The sequence below is a fragment of the Gracilimonas sp. genome, assembly GCF_040218225.1.
Lineage (GTDB): Bacteria > Bacteroidota > Rhodothermia > Balneolales > Balneolaceae > Gracilimonas.
In genome coordinates, this window is record NZ_JAVJQO010000004.1 from 109,949 (window position 1) to 126,935 (window position 16,987).

A 16,987-nucleotide genomic window follows, 5' to 3' on the forward strand; every position below is an offset into this window, starting at 1 on the left:
GAAGGGTTGAGACCCATTCGCTTGTGTAAATGAACACATCCTGCCCTTCCCACCCGTCATCCCGGACGAAGTGTAACGGAGATCCGGGATCTCCCTGTCACGCATCCCAACTTGTTAATGCATTACCTTAGCCACATCAAGCCCTGAAGCAGAGAGCCATAGCGAACGACTGAAGGATCTCCCTGATTTGTAAATAATCGATTTAAGAACAATTCTGCATTCAACATTCGATGTTCTACAGGCAGATCCTTCACTCCGCATGCGCTACGCTCAGGATGACATGGGCATTGGCATATAACTCTTAGCCGCCTTTCAGGCGGACATTACTTTGCAAGTAATTTTGGATAGAGGTCTTCCCAGTCCGGGTTGGATTCTTCGATGAGGGCTATTTTCTTTTCCCGTCTCCAGCCTTTGATTTCTTTTTCCCTGATAATCGCATCTTGTACCCACTGGAACTCTTCGAACCATACTAATTGATCCGCGTTATACTTCGAGGTAAACCCTCTCTGTACTTTTTCTTTATGCTGACTAACCCTTACAATCAAATTATTGGTCATCCCGGTATAAAGAACCCCCTTTTTTCGGTTTGTAGTGATATAGGTAAAATAAGCCGTCATACTATGTAAGAACAGAACCAAAGCCATTCCTTACAAAAAATATGACGCCCCTGCGTCATCGTCCCCCAAACGGGACGTAAGAGATGCTTTAAAAGCAATGTCATCCTGAGGAATGAGCATAGCGAATGACGAAGGATCTCCATAACATAGCCACCTACTAACCATAGAGTCCTTTCCCCTTACCAAGGGGAAAGACAGAAGGGGGTCTGCCCGCTAAGAACGATTATGGGCATTTAAAGCAGATCCTTCACTCCGCATACGCTGCGTTCAGGATGACAGGGGCGTTGTTAAACTATCTTAGCTGACCAAACCCACTCCTTACAAAAAACATGACGCCATCAGCGTCATCGCCCTGTAAACAGGGCGTAAGAAATACGTGAACAAGCCCTGTCATCCCGAAGGAATGAGCGTAGCGAATGACGGAGGGATCTCCCTGTCACGCATCCCAACGCATCACCTTAACCACATCAAGCCTTATTCAAGCAGATCTTTCGCTACGCTCAGGATGACAGGGGCGTTGTTAACCATTTATAGCCGTCCTTCGGACGGACGTTACTCCAAGAGCAACAAAAATTGTCATCCTGAGCGGCCGTTAGTTAGTAAATGATTCTCTTGCAAAACGCGAAGGATCTCAAACTTTGAGATTCCTCGTCGTATAAACTTGACCCCTTTCTACTTAGCACACTCGGGATGACATGTAGTTAGAAATTGAATAATGAACTACATTCCTGCTTCGCTGGCAGTGGCAAACGTCTCCTCAAAAAATGATTTCATCTCTTCCCAGCTGAGGCTGTCCGCTTCGGCGTTGTAGGCCAGAGGAAGCTCAAACTTCTGCCCCAGGGTATCGGCGCCGGGATTGGTGTAGGCGTGCACCGCTCCGTCGTAGCTGATGTACTGATAATCCGCATTCAGGTTTTCATACGCGCCGGTCAGATTGGAAACCTGCTCTTCGGTTACAAAAGGATCATCAGCACCATTCAGGATTAGCACGCGGGATGAAAGTCCCTCCTGCGGCATGACGGGTAGCTGAAGTCCCGCATGGAAAGCGGCCACTCCATCCAGTTCCATTCCGGAGTTGGCCATAGCCAGAATCACACTTCCGCCAAAGCAATAGCCAATGGCTCCGATCTTGGTGGAATCTACATTGTCCTGAGCCTTCAGGGTTTGCAAAGCGGCATTAAATCGAGCTTTTGCAGAATCAAAATTACTCATCACGTTGTTGGAAAATTTCATGGCATCATCCGGGTGAGAAGCTTGTTTTCCTTCCCCATACATATCTACTGCCAGGGCTACATAACCGAGTTCGGCCAGTTTCTCTGCGCTGTTGCGGGCATGGTCATCATGTCCCCACCACTCGTGCACCACCAGGATACCCGGTCGTTTTTCAAATTTATTTTCATCCTGGGCGATATACCCGTTCATGGTGAGTTCATCGGTGGAGTAGCTGATCTCCTGCCCCACTACATTTGGTTCGTTCTCTGTGTATTCGCCTTTTCCACACGCCGCGATTAAAAATAGTACAGGCGCTAGCAGTAATAATCTCTTCATGATCGTTTTTCCGTAGTTCGTTTGTTTGATATTAATTCTTTGAATAGTTGGTGGGTATAAAAGGTTTTGGAAGCAAATGGTTCCACCCGGTTGATAGGTGTTGTTTATGGGGGTGATGGTAAACTCCGGATTTCTTCTTTATAGCAATTTAACTGGGTCTGTATAATTGCATAAGAATTCGTTGGTGTTTATAAAGTCCGGTTAGTATGTTTGTGATATGAATGGACAAGTACCTGTTTTGGCAGAGCCTTTATTTAACCTTAATTCTGATTCTTCTCACAACTGGGATGAAAAGACGAAAGGCCGCGCTCCCCACAAACCATTCCTGATTCTAAGTATTCTCGATGGGATTTCTGAGGGCTGGATTGACTCTCCTGAGATTGATCCCAACCAAGAGCTGGCTAATCATTTTTTTGAATATTGGGATCGCATTATGGGTACAGATCGCACCACCACGGTAGCTCTCCCTTTCTTTCATATGAATAGTGAACCTTTTTGGAATCTGAAGTATAAATCCGGTGAAAAACCATTTACTTATTCGCCTTCGTGGGGAGCTGTTAAAGAGCGGATAGCTTATGCAGAAATTAATGAGGACCTGTTCAACCTGGTAGTTAATGCTGAAGAAAGGAATAAAATCCGCAACAAGTTATTCGAAACCTATTTTAGTGATGAAGCGGCAGTTGAGATTAACAAGATAAGCAACACAAATAGTGAAGTTTATAGTTATTCAGAAAAGATACTCTCTTTGGCGGCCGGACCCTTTATAAAAAATCATGCAGAACACAATAAAGCTTACCACAGAAATGTCCGGCAGCAGATAAGAAAGGACGGATTCTCCAAAGCCATACGCAAAAATTATGCTGACATCTGTGCTGTCTGCAGAGACAAAGTAATTACTCCCGGTGGGAAAACATTAGTGGAAGGTGCCCATATCATCCCCTGGAGTGAAAGCAGAAATGACGATCCCCGAAATGGTCTTTCACTTTGCCCAACTCACCACTGGTTGTTTGACCAATTTATGATCACAATCAGAGACGATTTCAGTGTCAGAGTATCCAAGTGGCTTAAAAAAGAAGAAACGAAGATACGTGACTTAGCCACTCTGAAGAATACAACATTACATCTGCCAATTGACGAAAAGTTACACCCTGCCCATGATGCATTGACGTATCATAATGAGCAATTTGAAAAAGCACATAAGGAATGGAAGTAATGACAGACGTTCACGAACCAGAAACCCGCAGTTATAATTAATGCTGTGTGGAAACAAACTCTTCCTGGTGTTTTCTCAAATAGGTTTTGTTACCCTGATGCAGTCTCTGCAATTTTTCGCTTCCTGAAACTCCAATTTTAAGAAATGAGTCTTTCATGATTTGATTAGATAGAACAATTTTACCTTGTTCATCAAATGTAATAAGGTGCCTATCAAATAAAGCGTCATAGGTTGGAGATAAGAGAATGCCATTATCAACATCTAGTCGTTCTTCATCATTTGAATCCTTCCATGCAACGATGTGTGAAGCTATCAAAACTCTAGTATCATCAAATTTTGTAACTGCGCACTGATATTCCCAACGATGAAGTATGCTTTTTCGATATGCCCCTTGTCCAACACGACTTGTCACCAATCCACTACGCTCAGTAGTTTTTGTATTATCCAAGTCGCTAACGAATGATGGTTCAGAAGAAGCTGTATATTTTAGATCATTTGTTGTGATATTTAGATTGACCCCAGCTTTCTTAAAAAAGAACTTTATTCCCTCTCTTAAATTTCCTTCCCTATCAGGTGTTGTGAAAAAATCAAAATCAAATAGTTCGAGCTCTGTCTCAAAACGAACATATCCAGTCTTAATATATTCGAACAAAAAAACTCTCTTTCCATTCTTGATGTGCTCCTTTAAAGCTAAATTTCCTCTTGCAAACTCCATATCACCAACTTGCCCTTCACCTGTATAACTAAATACATTTTGATTCTCCCATTGATCACGATATCCATGCTTTTCACCCTTTGAACCTGTAAAAATAAATATGAAGGGATAATTTGCGCATGGAGAGATACCACCTTGTCGACTCCCACCATATTCATCATGAATAATAGATCTTTTATAACTTTGTCCTGGTATGAAAGGTAATTTTTGCAGAAACAATAGAATAACTTAAGAATTGAACCAAAAGTAATTCTACTACTTTGTGATTGCAAAATATTCTTTCAGCACAATAAAAATCACCTTCCAAACCTCAGTCCTCTCGCAGAGAGTCAAAAACCTCACTCCAACACAAAGCATCAGGAGCGAGTCTTCACCGTTCAATGTTCGGCGTTCCTTGTTCAAAATTGTCTCATCGACACATCCCCAAAACGTGTCGAAATCATCGACATATCAGGAGGAAAGCAGCTCGTAGAGGCGCGTATTCAGGTATAACATTTCGCGTCCCACCTGTTTGCTCTTCAAAATTCCGGCCGACTCCAGTTCTTTTAAATAGTCGGCAGCGGTCTGTCGCTTGGCCAGGTTTCGGTCTACCAGGAATTTAACTTTGCAATAAGGCTGTTCAAAAAGCAACTCAATCAATTCCTTGGAATACACCCGGTCGGGCAGTTTGTGTTTGGCTTCTTCCAGGATTTCATCCAGCAGGATGCGTATATCATCAATCCGCTTCATGGTTTTTTCGGCGGTTACTTCCACGGCCTTTAACATGAAAATGAGCCAGGGTTCCCAATCCTGTTGTTCGGTCACTCCCCGGAGGAGGCGATAATATTCCGGCTTGTGGGAAATCACATAATCACTCAGGTAAAGAACCGGCTGATGCAATAACTTTTGATGGATCAGGTACAGGATGTTTAAAATTCGCCCGGTTCTGCCGTTTCCGTCGTTAAAGGGATGGATGGCTTCAAACTGATAATGCATCACCGCCATTTTCACCAGCGGATCGGTGTTATCATCAGCCTGCATATATTCGGTCAGATTTTCCAGTAAATCCTGAATCAGTGCTTTGCCCTCGGGCGGCCAGTAAATAATTTCCCGTGTTCTGGGATTTGCAATCACGGTTCCCGAATCGTCCCGGATTCCCTCTTCGGTTTCCTTTATAATCTGCATGATCCTCACATACAGCTGCTGGTTGAGGTGCCCGCTTTCCAGAGCGCTCACTCCTTCCCACAACGCCTTGCGGTAGCGGAGTACCTCCTTGGTTTGGGGATCCGTCTGCTGATCTTTGGCAGAAAGGGCAATAAAAAGCTTATCGTTGGTGGTGATCACATTCTCAATTTCCGAACTGGCCTTCGCCTCCTGCAACACTACATTATTAATCAGGATATCAGGATTAGGCAGGCTTACGGCTTTTCCTTTCAGCTCCGCCAGCATCCGGTTTGCTGCTATGGAGGCTTTTAAGACAGCCGGTGTTTCCAGGGTTTTATCCGGCGGAAGCAAAGGGAGGATATTATAAGGCTGATTTGCATAGTCTGACATAGAAGGCGACTCTTTTAATTTATGTCGAAATATACACTATTTTTCGACACTTCATAAAAACCTGTCGAAGTCATCGACATATCAGATTTTTTGCCCCGAAAGCATTAAAACACAAAATGAAAAGGAGAAGATGGGGTGTGGTTGTTGTTTGGGCGAGGTAAAACTTTATGGCTTATTCAGATCCCGGATCAGGTCCGGGATGACGAATAGAACATCAAACAAGGAACACTCAACTCCGAACATTGAAGTATATCGTCATCCCGCGGCGCAGGCCGGGATCCGGATATTAGGTGCGGTTTAACTATAGTAAGAGTGCAACTACTTTTACCCATAGCTTATAGGCCTCCCTTGTGCATTGATTAATGAAATCTGGTCATTGCGAGGAGCCGACTATGATCATGCAGGAATTGGTTTTGGAGGTGTGGTCAATATTGAATTGCCTGCAAGTAATGTCCGTCCGAAGGGCGGCTTAGAAATAGTGACTATGGCCTCTGTCATCCTGAAGGAATGAGCCGGAAGGCGAATGACTGAAGGATCTCCCTTTAATGCTTATCAAATTACTAACCACCGGAAGCAGGAGCTTCCGCTATGGCATTCCGAAGGGTAAATCGTTAAGGCCTTGCCCTACTCCATTCGCTCCGACGCAGAGCGTCGGGAGCGAGTCTTTACCACTCAATGTTCGGTGGTCCTTACTCAATATCCCAACGACCTTAACCATCAGACGACCCTTTGCTGGTTTGGCATCCTTCCCCTTAGCTCAGTCCTCAGATGGACTTTTGGGCTGCAACTCACATTTCACCAAGGCGTCCCCTTACCCTGGCACATAAATCCTGGCCCAGCAGGCAGATCAAAAACAGCGCTGCAGTAAAATTCACACCCACTCACCTTAAAAAGTGTGTTAGGGCAAGGGACAGGGATTGGGTTTTGTTAGACCGGGCAACTCTGCTTCAACCAACCATGCCATTCGCTCCAACGCAGAGCGTCGGGAGCGAGTCTTTACCGCTCAAGTGTAACGCTTCCGCTATTGGGCTTGGCCTTTGAAGTTCAGGAGGTTGTATTCATGCCTTTTAAGGTCCAAAATCAATCCATACATTAAAAATTAAAATATTTAAGGTATGCAAAGGTAAATATGTTATATTTGAGGTCACATTCAGCGCCAAACATTAATTAATCGATTTTTTAATGCCTCAAATGCCGCTTTATACCGTGAATCCGGATCGCAATGAACCATGGAATGCGCTGCCTGAGCTGCCGATCCATCAAGAGTTGTACCGCTCGCTTCCGGTATATGAACAGCTCGGGAAGGCCAAAGAAGCATTGGCTTTGCTGGCCGGCCGGAGTGTAGCCATCCCGAATCCCGGCGTGCTTATCAACTCCATCACCCTGCAGGAGGCGAAGGACTCCAGTGCCATCGAAAATATTTTTACTACGGATGATGAACTCTACCAGGCGTTCAGCGATGCCCGTACTGAGCTGGAGGCTTCCGGCTCTGCCAAGGAAGTACTGCGATACCGGCAAGCTCTTTGGCAGGGATATAATTATCTCAATCAGCAAAAGAAATTTGACCTGAATTATTTTATCAAACTGTATCAGGAAATCAAAGAGGCCGGAGATGGAATTCGCCCGCCTTTTGCACGAACCTACATCCGGATGGGAGGCAGCGGACCCAATGCCGGTAAGCCGATTTATACTCCGCCCCGTGGGGAAGGTGTAGTAGAATCAAAGCTGGATAACCTGATTCAGTTTCTGAATGATCCTGATATCTCTCCTGCGGAACCTTTGCTTAAATTGGCTATTGCTCATTATCAGTTTGAGGTGATTCACCCCTTCCGGGATGGAAACGGACGTGTGGGCCGGATCATGAATATCCACCTGCTCACACACTCCGGCCTGCTGGAACTGCCTATCCTGTATTTGAGCCGCTATATCATTCAGAACAAGGAAGATTATTACGAAACTCTGGCGGGTGTTTCTCAACGTGGTGACTGGGAAAGCTGGTTTATGTTTATGCTGAAAGCGGTTGAGTCTACCGCCCGACTAACTTATCAAAAAGTGAACGACATCATTGAGACGAAGGAATCTCTGCTGGATGTCATTCGGAAAAAAACCTCTGTACGTCGACCGGAACAGCTGACTGAAGCGATCTTTTCGCAGCCGTATGTGAAGGTAAATCACCTGGTGGACAATGGAATCTATGCCGAAAATACCGCCCGCAATTACCTGAACGAGCTTTCAGAAATAGGTGTGCTTGAAAAGCGGCAGATCAAGGGAAAGCACTATTACGTAAATATGGAACTGGAACAGATTTTGTCTTATTGAAAGAGGGAAGAACATTGAACATTCGAACGCTGAACATTGAAGTGGGTGGTGGTCAAACTTTATGAGCCTGTTCAGATCCCGGATCAGGTCCGGGATGACGAATAGAACATCAAACAAGGAACACTCAACTACGAACATTGAAGTATATCGTCATCCCGCGGCGCAGGGCGGGGTCCGGATATTAGGTGCGGTTTAACTATAGTAAGAGTGCAACTACTTTTACCCATAGCTTATAGGCCTCCCTTGTGCATTGATTAATGAAATCTGGTCATTGCGAGGAGCCGACTATGATCATGCAGGAATTGGGTTTGGAGGTGTGGTCAATATTGAATTGCCTGCAAGGTAATGTCCGGCCGAAGGGCAGCTTAGAAATAGTGACTATGGCCTCTGTCATCCTGAAGGAATGAGCCGGAAGGCGAATGACTGAAGGATCTCCCTTTAATGCTTATCAAATTACTAACCACTGGAAACAGGAGCTTCCGCTATTGGGTTTGGCCTTTGAAGCTTGGGATTTCCCCTAAATCACCTCTTCCACATACCGCTCCACATTAAATTCATCCATGGGAGAAGTTTTCCTTAGGTACAGCGGATGGTGCGGATGTCCGGCTTTGGAAATTTTCCCTCTTGTAAAAAACCGGTTACCATTACCGGAGATGGCTTCATAAATATCCTGCAGGCACCGGGACAGATACGGCCGCTTTTCGATCAGGGTTCCCCAGGCACACCAGATATCGGCGGAGAGATCCCGGGTCAGCTTGGCGATCACTTCCACATTTTTATCGTGAATGTTCTTTTGAAAGTGCTTGTGCATCTTATCCGGGTTAGTGGCCCGCTGCGGATAGAGGTTGAACATAAGCCAGCCGTCGTAGTCGTTTTCCATCGCAAAGCGGGCAACGGAAGCTACGGTGGGATCCAGATCGCCGGGCTTGGCTGTAGACGGATTCACCCCAAAACAAATCAGCGGATTATCACCTTCCTGCCCCAGTGAATAACGGGTCAGCGGTTCATCGTGGTGGTAGATCCAGGTGCGATCGGGATACATAGGATGGTTTTTGTTCGGTCTTTTTTGAGGATGGGAATATCGATGTTTTAATTTCCAAGTTCCAAATTCTAATGACTAAGGAATGATCAGTAATTCGCCAGTCATCCTGAGGGTACTCCCGAAGGATCTTCACGGGTTAAATAAAGCATCAGGGACGGTTTAAGCTCTTGAAGATTCTTCACTATCGTTCAGAATGACTTATTGAAGAGTGTAATCCTTATCATGCAACATACCTGGCCTAAAGATCCCGGATCAAGTCCGGGATGACAGTTCTTAAGATAAAAAGTCATCTTTGATCCAGCGCAGGGTTTCAAACGAGGAAGACCCCTCCTTCAAAGTTCGATGTTTCTTGTTCGGTGTTCTCTCGACATTCTCCCAATTTCCCCCTACTTTTTTCTATGGCAAAATCGATTTCCAAAAAATTGCAGAAGCATCTTTCAAAGAGCCTCGCTGATTATTTTGAACCGGATACTTTTTTCATTCTTGGGGTGAGTGGCGGTCCTGATTCCATGGCATTGCTCTATCTTTTTCACTTGCTGAACCGGGAGGCGCTGGTGGTTCATATAAACTATGGCAAGCGGGGAAAACAGTCCGATAAAGATCAGGAGCTTGTAGAACAGCTGGCTTTTCAGTGGGGATTTGAGTGCTGTTCCATCCGGCTCAACCCTAAAGATGCCGGAGGAGAGAATTTCCAGAACTGGGCCCGAAAGCAGCGCTATCAGTTTTTTCGGGATTTAAAGGCGGAATCCAAAGCCGAAGCCATCGTGACCGCTCATCATCAGGATGACCAGGTGGAAACCATTTTACAGAAGTTGTTTCGGGGAAGCGGACCGGCTGCCTGGCAGGGCATGAAAGAATGGGATGGCGAATTGTTTCGGCCACTGCTGAGTTTTGAAAAAGACAACATCCTGGCTTTTTGTGAATCGGAAGCTGTTCCCTATCGCACCGATGAAAGCAACAAAAGCTCTGAATATGCCCGCAATTTCATCCGGAATGAATTTGCCCAGAAGATGGATGACCTGCTGCCCGGCTGGAAGCAGAATATCCTGGACTTGCCACAGCAGGGAGAAATCTTTGAAGCCAGTATTCTGGAAATCACGGATCAGGTAGCTAAAAAGAATATCATTAATCTGAAGAAATTTTCGAAGCTGCCAGCCATTCTGAAGCCTGCCGTTCTAAAGAACCTGCTCGATCAGTTTGGGGCTGAGGGCAAGTATTCTAAAGGTCAGCTGAAAGAATTGACCGAGCTCGAATACCTTCAGCCCGGAAAAAGCATGAAGGCCGGAAACCTGGTCCTGATCCGCGAACGGGATGAAATCCACCTTCACCCCAACAAAGAATTCAAAGATATCTCGAAAGAGATTTCAGAAGATGAGATTGAGGAAGGGCTTAAACTGAACGGCATCACGCTAAAAAAGACACAGAAATCTGCCTCCAAAGCAGCTCTAAAACTGGATGCTTCCAAACTTAGCTGGCCTCTGTCGCTCAGAACCTGGAGCGCCGGCGATGCCTTTCAACCTCTGGGGATGGATGGACATCAGAGAATATCGGATCACCTGACAAACCGAAAAATTCCCTCATATTTTAAGGAAAAAGCCTTGGTATTGTGCGGATCAGATGGTACTATTTATGCTATTCTATATCCTGCTCCAGCAATTAACAAAGAGCGGGGTGCCATCTCTGAATTGGCGAAATGCGAAACCACATCAACTTCTTTTTTGACGATAAATTTCAGTTAGCATGAGTTCAACTTTTTACCAACCGGATACAGTGACCTGTAACGGCGAAAAATTTAAAATCTTCATTACCAAAGACCAGATCGATGAGCGCCTGAATCAGCTGGGCAACCAGCTCGATAAACACTATGAGGGCAAAAAGCCTATTTTTATAGGGATTCTGAATGGGGCTTTTATTTTTCTGGCTGATATCATGCGCCATGTCAGCATCGACTGTGAGGTGGATTTCATGAAGCTTAGCAGCTATGGAGATCAGAAAGTATCTTCGGGACAGGTAACTGAGCTCAAGCATATTGATGCAAAGATTGAAGGCCGGCATGTGATCTTGGTGGAAGACATCGTCGATACCGGCCTCTCGATGAATTACATGGTAAAGCGGATTAAAGAAAACAATCCGGCTTCCGTAGCAGTATGTACACTGCTTCATAAAAAAGAAGCCACCCACCACGATGTACAACTCGACTATGTGGGTTTTGAGATCCCAAATGCTTTTGTTTTGGGCTATGGCCTTGATTATGCTCAGGAAGGACGAAATCTTTCTCAAATTTATGTTATTGACAAAGAGGACGATTAACATGTGATCAACAACAGGTTCGGTAGATTACATTGGCTTTGGGTTGGAAAAGGACATTATGATTAGAAAAGGGATTTTATTTTTTGCTCTGCTTTTTATTGCAGAGGCAGCTTTTGCTTTTCAGCCTTCATTGCTGCAAAGGCTGGATACGCTCACCTATCGCGAATGGAGCATTGAAGATGGCCTTCCAGTAAATACCGTTAACAGTATCACTCAGGATTCACTTGGCTACCTGTGGATTAGTACTTATGACGGACTCGTACGCTTCGACGGGCTGAACTTTAAGACTTTCGATTATTCCAATACCCCCGAGATGCCTCATAACCGGGCTACGCTCGTTCATAGGCAGAACGGTGTAGGTATGTGGTTTACCCTCGAATATGGCGGAGTTTTACTGTACCAGAACGGCAATTTCAAACACTATGGTACCAACAACGGGTTTACAAATTCTGATGTCACAAAAATATACGAGGTCGCCGATGGCCGGATGTTCTTTGTTACCCACCGGGGACTTTATGTATATGAAGGTGGAGCTTTTTCCCTCTTTTATAATTTTTCTTCTTTTCAGAACCAGGTCTCTCATTTTTTAGAGGATAATGACGGTTCTTTCTGGATATCCACTAATGATGGTTTGCTGCACCATACCGAGACTGGTTTTCATCAGTATGATATAAGTGACAATCGGGTTAATAACCAGATGAGAGTTGCGCACCGTAGTAAAGAGGGAGCGCTGCTGGTTGGCACGGTGAATGGGCTTTATGAGCTTAAAGATGGCAAACTAATTCTCCCTGAAAAGTATACTATCCTGAGAGGCAAAATTATACGGCATATTTTTGAGGGTGATGATTACTTGCTTTATTTCATGCCTGGTGAAGTATATATCGAAACCGATGGTAAAGTTAGCCGGGTAAGGAACAGAGAAATAGTGGAGGGAGAAACCTACACCGAATTTTATGAAGACAGTGACGGTAATGTCTGGATGCTGGGAAATGCCGGCTCCCTTGGGGTTTTTAAAAACGGCAGAATTGAGAAATTCAATGCACTTGATAAAATCAAGGATTATTACTTCAACAGCATGTTCGAAGACCGGGAAGGCAACCTTTGGTTTGCAACCAATACAAATGGACTAATCACAGTAAGCAAATCCAAGGTGCGGACACTAGGTTCGCCGGAAGGTTTATCAGGTGACAATATCCTGGCTTTGTTTAAGGACAGCCGGGACGCTTATTGGGTGGGAACCCGGGGGGCAGGCCTCAATAAAATTGAAGGTGACCAGATCGTTACTTACCAGACAACTACCAGCAATATTGCTTCTAATATCATTCATGCTATAGAAGAAGACGGAAATGGAAACATCTGGGTTGGCTACTATCAGGAAGGACTTGACCTGATCACTCAAAATGGTTTTAAAAATTACCGGCTTGGAACCAATGTTGAAGTGAATGACGTCCGCTCGATTTTCAACGACAGCAACAACCAGCTTTGGGTGGGTACTTATGGAGGCTTGGTGAAATTTGACCCGGTCAATGAAACCCATCAATTTTTTGGCATTGAGGAAGGCATGGCTGGTTACAAAATCCGCTATATCACGGAAGATAGTGACCATGCTCTTTGGATTGGAACACTGGATGGAGGCGTAAGCCGCTTCAAAAACGGTGATTTCAGAAACTACACCACGGAAAACGGACTTTCTTCAAACAACATCAGATCTGTGTATGTGGATGAAAAAGAAGCCGGAGTGATATGGGTTGGCACGGAGAATAACGGATTGAACCGGATCAAAAACGGTGAAGTCACATTCATTAACACCAGAGACGGGCTGCCCGATCATATCGTGCACTGGATTTCTCAGGATCAGGAAGGCTGGCTTTGGATCTCCTCCAACCGGGGCATCATTAAAATTGACAAGTCTGAACTCAACACCTACCTGGATGGCAACAGTGGCAATTTCACGCTGCTACATTATGGCCGGCAGGAAGGCATGCGCAACCCGGAGGCTAATGGCTCATTCCAGGAGGCGGGAATCAGAACCCATAATGGGGATTTTTGGTTTTCAACACAGGAAGGGGTTGCTATTTTTCAGTCCGAAATTACTACTACCAATAATATCCCTCCCACGGTTTTAATCAAGAACGTCCGGACAGGAAATCTTGAATACAACTCCTCCGAAATCACCATTGAAAAAGGCTATAAGGCATTTGATATCAGTTTCCATGCGCTCACTTTTGTGGCTCCCGAAAAAACCCGGTTCCGATACCGCCTTAAAGGATATGATGACGACTGGATCGAAGTTTTTGGGGAACGAACTGCTTCTTATGCAGATGTGCCTGCCGGTAATTATACCTTCGAAGTCATAGCTGCTAACAATGACGGGGTTTGGAGTAAAAACCCGGCTATAGCAGCCATCACGGTGCAGCCCTTTTTCTACGAACAGGCCTGGTTTTATTTCCTTTTAATCTTGCTGGTGGGTGGAGGCTATTATGGAGCGTCCAAAATCCGATATCAATATCTGATTCGGAAGCAACAAAAGATGGAGAAGATTATAGAGGAGCAGACTGCTCAGCTGCGTAAAGAGAAAAATGAAATTGAAGAGAAGAGTAAAATCATCCGTGAGCAGGCTCAGAAACTGGAAGAGAGCAATAAAACCAAGGATAAATTTTTCTCCTTAATTGCACACGACCTGCGCAATCCGTTTCAGGCTATTCTGGGATACAGCGAAATGATGATTACAGAAGTTGATGAATCAGATCCTGAGGAACTGAAAACCAGCCTGCAGCATATTCATGCATCATCAAAATCATTACTAACGCTGGTTGAACACTTGCTGAACTGGGCTTCATTACACACAGGCAAAATTAGTCCTGTTCCTGAGAAAGTAAACCTCAGAGAGCTCATCGAAAGAATGCACCAGCTGTTTGAGCACGTCGCCAATCAAAAGAATATAAGCTTGCAGAATAAAGCCAGCGAAGATGCGTACCTGCTGGCTGACCTGAATATGCTGGAGACGATTCTGCGAAACCTGATTTCAAATGCCATTAAGTTTACCCGTGAAGGTGGTACTATCTGTATGGCTTTGCGCCGGGACGAAGGCTTTTACTATATCGAAGTTGAAGATGACGGGATAGGAATGTCGGAAAAGTTGGTGAACGAACTATTACGCCTTGATTCAACTACGTCGAGAGCGGGCACCAGAGATGAACAAGGAACCGGACTTGGATTGTTAATTTGCAAGGAAATGATGAACCTGCACAATGGAGAAATCCTGATTGAATCTGAACAGGATAAGGGCACGAAGTTCACCTTAAAATTCCCAATCGAAGGCTTATCTGGCGACGATATCGAGGATAAAATAAAGCAGGCAGATTAAAGCTTTAACAGGGTTGCTATTAGTGTGTAAAGGTCGCTATATTTGTTGCCCTTCAAAAAACGGAGAGGTGGCTGAGTGGCTGAAAGCGCTCCCCTGCTAAGGGAGTATACCTCTAACGAGGTATCGAGGGTTCGAATCCCTCCCTCTCCGCATTTACATGCTTATTTGCTCTCCATTACAAATACTCCATTCCAGTCATTACCCGGAGATTTTTCTTTCATCAACTCGCACCGCTTTATAAATATTCCGGATGGATTTCTCTCATATTGCTCCAGTTCAACTGACTTTTTGAACCTGTCAATTGCTGTATCCCACTCTTGGTTAAAATAATGCTGCAGTCCTTCTTCATATAAACCAATACAATCGTGCAGTACCTGATCAGCATCGGCTCTCAAGCCCGCTATCTCATATACTTTAACCGGTTTTGTTCTTCCTTTGACCACAATATTATCGAGCAAGCGGAACAGGCAGTCATCTCCAAATTCTTCGGCTTCCGTTTTTGTGGATTCGGTAACCATGGTATACACCCCGTATTGCCTTGCTCCGCTTTCACAGCGAGCCGCAAGGTTTACGTTATCTCCCATCATGGTGTAGTTAAACCGCCGGGATGAACCCATATTACCCGTTACCATAACGCCTGTATTCATCCCTATTCGCTGGTGCATATTAGCCACCATTTCTGACCATCCCTCTTTTTGCCATTTTTTGCGTAATTCGGCCAGTTCTTTTTGCATCAGCTGAGAAGCTACACAAGCCTGGAACGCATGATCTTCCATAGGAACCGGAGATCCAAAAAAGGCTACAATGGCATCCCCTATATATTTATCCAGCGTGCCGCCGCGACTATTCAGGATATCCGTCATCGTACTTAGGTAATCATTAATCAGCGTTACAAGCTCCTTTGCTTCAAGCTGTTCAGAGAAAGTCGAAAAGGCAACCACATCACTGAAAAAAGCTGTCATATGAGTTTCTTCACCACCCAGTTGCGGTTCCTCACCCGATTCTATCATCCGGTTTACCAACTCCGGAGAAACGTAGGAAGCAAACATCCCTTTAATGCGGCGCTTTTCTTTTTGCTCAACATAATATTCGTAACTGACCATCCCTACCTGTGTTACTACAATGGCAATGATGGGGCCGGTGATCATCATCAACAAGTTGTAACTCATAAAGGCCCAGTAGGTAATTCCAAAATACCCTCCCGCAAATACTACTGAAGCCAAAATAGCCCATGTTGCATTCGCAAATCGGTTCAATAAGGTGATGGAAAGACATAGAAAAAACATGATAACCAGCGTGTACCAACCCCGAAACCGCTCGATATAGTTGCTGTCTAAAATGGTTTGAATAGCGTTGGCGTGAACCTGATATCCGGGACGCGGGTTGTTGCCTGCGTTTGCAAATGGAGTGGTATAAAAATCTTTCAGCAGAGGCATAGTGGCACCAACAATCACGATTTTATCCTCAAATGTACCCTGGGCTAAATGACCAATATCCGGATCATCAAAGGTGTTGACTCCACCCCCCAATTCTGATTCAAAAACCGTGGTATAGCTGGAATCGTCAATCACCTCTTCATACGAAATTTCAGGGAAGGTGCTTTCTGGTCCATAGTAATTAATGAGAAATGAATTCGCCCCGTCTTTCAGGATTTCATATGGACCCAAGTTGAAATAATCGCTTTCCGGATTAGGTCCTATGGGATCTACCTCTTCGTATGGGATTCCTTCGTATAGCCTGATTGATTCCAAACCCAACCGGTACAGATTATCTCCCTGGTGCTTTTGGCCAAAACGATAGGAACGGATGGCCCCATCTAAATCCGGATGCACCCTTACCAACGCCACCTGATTGGGATTGCCTACCCGCAGAACAGGCGTCGGAAACATCGGAGATATTTCATCAGAGTACTGTGTTATCGTTCGCTGCAAATCACCCGCCAGAATCACATTTCCATATTTTTCCATCTTTTGAGCAAAAAGAGAATCGTTTTTTACCTCGTAGATGTCCGGATTGTTGAAGACAACATCAAAAGCAATAACTTTGGCTCCGGCTTTATTTAGGTTTTCAACCAGTTTTGCATGCAGGTTAGTGGGCCAGGGAAATTTCTGCGGGATTTCCTGATCGGCCTCCTGACTAATGGCGACCAGCACAATGGGAGAGTCGGATACATCCAGGGGGCCACGCCATTCAAAAAGCTGATCAAAATACTTAAGCTCAACTACTTGAATGGGCCTGAGCAACATTAATATGAAGGAGACTACAAACGTAGTAATGGCAATAAGAGTGACGGAAGTAAGTCTTTTCTTTTTTTCGGCCATTT

12 protein-coding genes and 1 tRNA gene are annotated in these 16,987 nt (G+C 44.9%); 7 read left to right on the plus strand and 6 right to left on the minus strand.

Annotated features, from left to right (window positions below; genetic code table 11):
* Positions 1–323: 323 nt before the first annotated feature.
* Positions 324–617, minus strand: a complete 294-nt coding sequence (locus RIB15_RS04495) for a GIY-YIG nuclease family protein (protein WP_350200957.1) — start codon at positions 615–617, stop codon at positions 324–326.
* Positions 618–1,337: 720 nt separating this feature from the next.
* Positions 1,338–2,165 carry a dienelactone hydrolase family protein gene (locus RIB15_RS04500; protein WP_350200958.1) on the minus strand — a complete coding sequence of 276 codons (828 nt, stop codon included), beginning with the start codon at positions 2,163–2,165 and terminating at the stop codon, positions 1,338–1,340.
* 217 nt (positions 2,166–2,382) lie between these two features.
* Between RIB15_RS04500 and RIB15_RS04505 the strand changes: the two genes are divergently transcribed.
* Positions 2,383–3,378: an HNH endonuclease gene (locus RIB15_RS04505; protein WP_350200959.1), complete on the plus strand. Its 996-nt coding sequence runs from the start codon at positions 2,383–2,385 to the stop codon at positions 3,376–3,378.
* 37 nt (positions 3,379–3,415) lie between these two features.
* Here the strand turns inward: RIB15_RS04505 and RIB15_RS04510 are convergent, their stop codons facing one another.
* Both RIB15_RS04510 and RIB15_RS04515 read right to left on the minus strand, forming a co-directional pair.
* A complete protein-coding gene (locus RIB15_RS04510) occupies positions 3,416–4,312 on the minus strand; it encodes an SRA domain-containing endonuclease (RefSeq protein ID WP_350200960.1) in 897 nt (298 codons plus the stop codon).
* Between the two features lie 231 nt (positions 4,313–4,543).
* Complete coding sequence (locus tag RIB15_RS04515; RefSeq protein WP_350200961.1) at positions 4,544–5,626, minus strand: Fic family protein; 1,083 nt, start codon at positions 5,624–5,626, stop codon at positions 4,544–4,546.
* A 376-nt stretch (positions 5,627–6,002) separates the two neighbouring features.
* On the opposite strand from RIB15_RS04515, the gene RIB15_RS04520 reads away from it, so the two are divergent.
* On the plus strand, positions 6,003–6,137 hold the full coding sequence (locus tag RIB15_RS04520; protein ID WP_350200962.1) for a hypothetical protein: 135 nt from the start codon (positions 6,003–6,005) through the stop codon (positions 6,135–6,137).
* Positions 6,138–6,808: 671 nt separating this feature from the next.
* Positions 6,809–7,945 (plus strand): Fic family protein, encoded by a 1,137-nt coding sequence (locus tag RIB15_RS04525; RefSeq protein WP_350200963.1) that lies wholly within the window; start codon positions 6,809–6,811, stop codon positions 7,943–7,945.
* A gap of 517 nt (positions 7,946–8,462) precedes the next feature.
* Here the strand turns inward: RIB15_RS04525 and RIB15_RS04530 are convergent.
* Positions 8,463–8,987 (minus strand): DUF1643 domain-containing protein, encoded by a 525-nt coding sequence (locus tag RIB15_RS04530; protein WP_350200964.1) that lies wholly within the window; start codon positions 8,985–8,987, stop codon positions 8,463–8,465.
* A 398-nt stretch (positions 8,988–9,385) separates the two neighbouring features.
* Here RIB15_RS04530 and tilS point away from each other — a divergent pair, with 398 nt between their 5' ends.
* The 4 genes from tilS (at position 9,386) to RIB15_RS04550 (ending at position 14,814) form a co-directional block, all read left to right on the plus strand.
* Positions 9,386–10,726, plus strand: coding sequence for a tRNA lysidine(34) synthetase TilS (gene tilS / locus RIB15_RS04535; protein ID WP_350200965.1), 1,341 nt, complete (start codon positions 9,386–9,388; stop codon positions 10,724–10,726).
* 1 nt (position 10,727) lies between these two features.
* Positions 10,728–11,297 carry a hypoxanthine phosphoribosyltransferase gene (gene hpt, locus RIB15_RS04540; protein ID WP_350200966.1) on the plus strand — a complete coding sequence of 190 codons (570 nt, stop codon included), beginning with the start codon at positions 10,728–10,730 and terminating at the stop codon, positions 11,295–11,297.
* 58 nt (positions 11,298–11,355) lie between these two features.
* The gene (locus tag RIB15_RS04545; RefSeq protein WP_350200967.1) at positions 11,356–14,664 is read left to right on the plus strand and encodes a ligand-binding sensor domain-containing protein; all 3,309 of its coding nucleotides are present in this window, start codon (positions 11,356–11,358) and stop codon (positions 14,662–14,664) included.
* A 61-nt stretch (positions 14,665–14,725) separates the two neighbouring features.
* Positions 14,726–14,814: transfer RNA gene (locus tag RIB15_RS04550), tRNA-Ser, on the plus strand.
* An 11-nt stretch (positions 14,815–14,825) separates the two neighbouring features.
* On the opposite strand, the gene RIB15_RS04555 is transcribed toward RIB15_RS04550, so the two are convergent.
* Positions 14,826–16,985, minus strand: coding sequence for a CHASE2 domain-containing protein (locus RIB15_RS04555; RefSeq protein WP_350200968.1), 2,160 nt, complete (start codon positions 16,983–16,985; stop codon positions 14,826–14,828).
* Positions 16,986–16,987: the final 2 nt, after the last annotated feature.

Coding starts and splice junctions, on each gene's coding strand:
- RIB15_RS04495 (WP_350200957.1), bottom strand. CDS start 617: ATGACGGCTTATTTTACCTATATCACTACAAACCGAAAAAAGGGGGTT.
- RIB15_RS04500 (WP_350200958.1), bottom strand. CDS start 2,165: ATGAAGAGATTATTACTGCTAGCGCCTGTACTATTTTTAATCGCGGCG.
- RIB15_RS04505 (WP_350200959.1), top strand. CDS start 2,383: ATGAATGGACAAGTACCTGTTTTGGCAGAGCCTTTATTTAACCTTAAT.
- RIB15_RS04515 (WP_350200961.1), bottom strand. CDS start 5,626: ATGTCAGACTATGCAAATCAGCCTTATAATATCCTCCCTTTGCTTCCG.
- RIB15_RS04525 (WP_350200963.1), top strand. CDS start 6,809: ATGCCTCAAATGCCGCTTTATACCGTGAATCCGGATCGCAATGAACCA.
- RIB15_RS04530 (WP_350200964.1), bottom strand. CDS start 8,987: ATGTATCCCGATCGCACCTGGATCTACCACCACGATGAACCGCTGACC.
- tilS (WP_350200965.1), top strand. CDS start 9,386: ATGGCAAAATCGATTTCCAAAAAATTGCAGAAGCATCTTTCAAAGAGC.
- hpt (WP_350200966.1), top strand. CDS start 10,728: ATGAGTTCAACTTTTTACCAACCGGATACAGTGACCTGTAACGGCGAA.
- RIB15_RS04545 (WP_350200967.1), top strand. CDS start 11,356: ATGATTAGAAAAGGGATTTTATTTTTTGCTCTGCTTTTTATTGCAGAG.
- RIB15_RS04555 (WP_350200968.1), bottom strand. CDS start 16,985: ATGGCCGAAAAAAAGAAAAGACTTACTTCCGTCACTCTTATTGCCATT.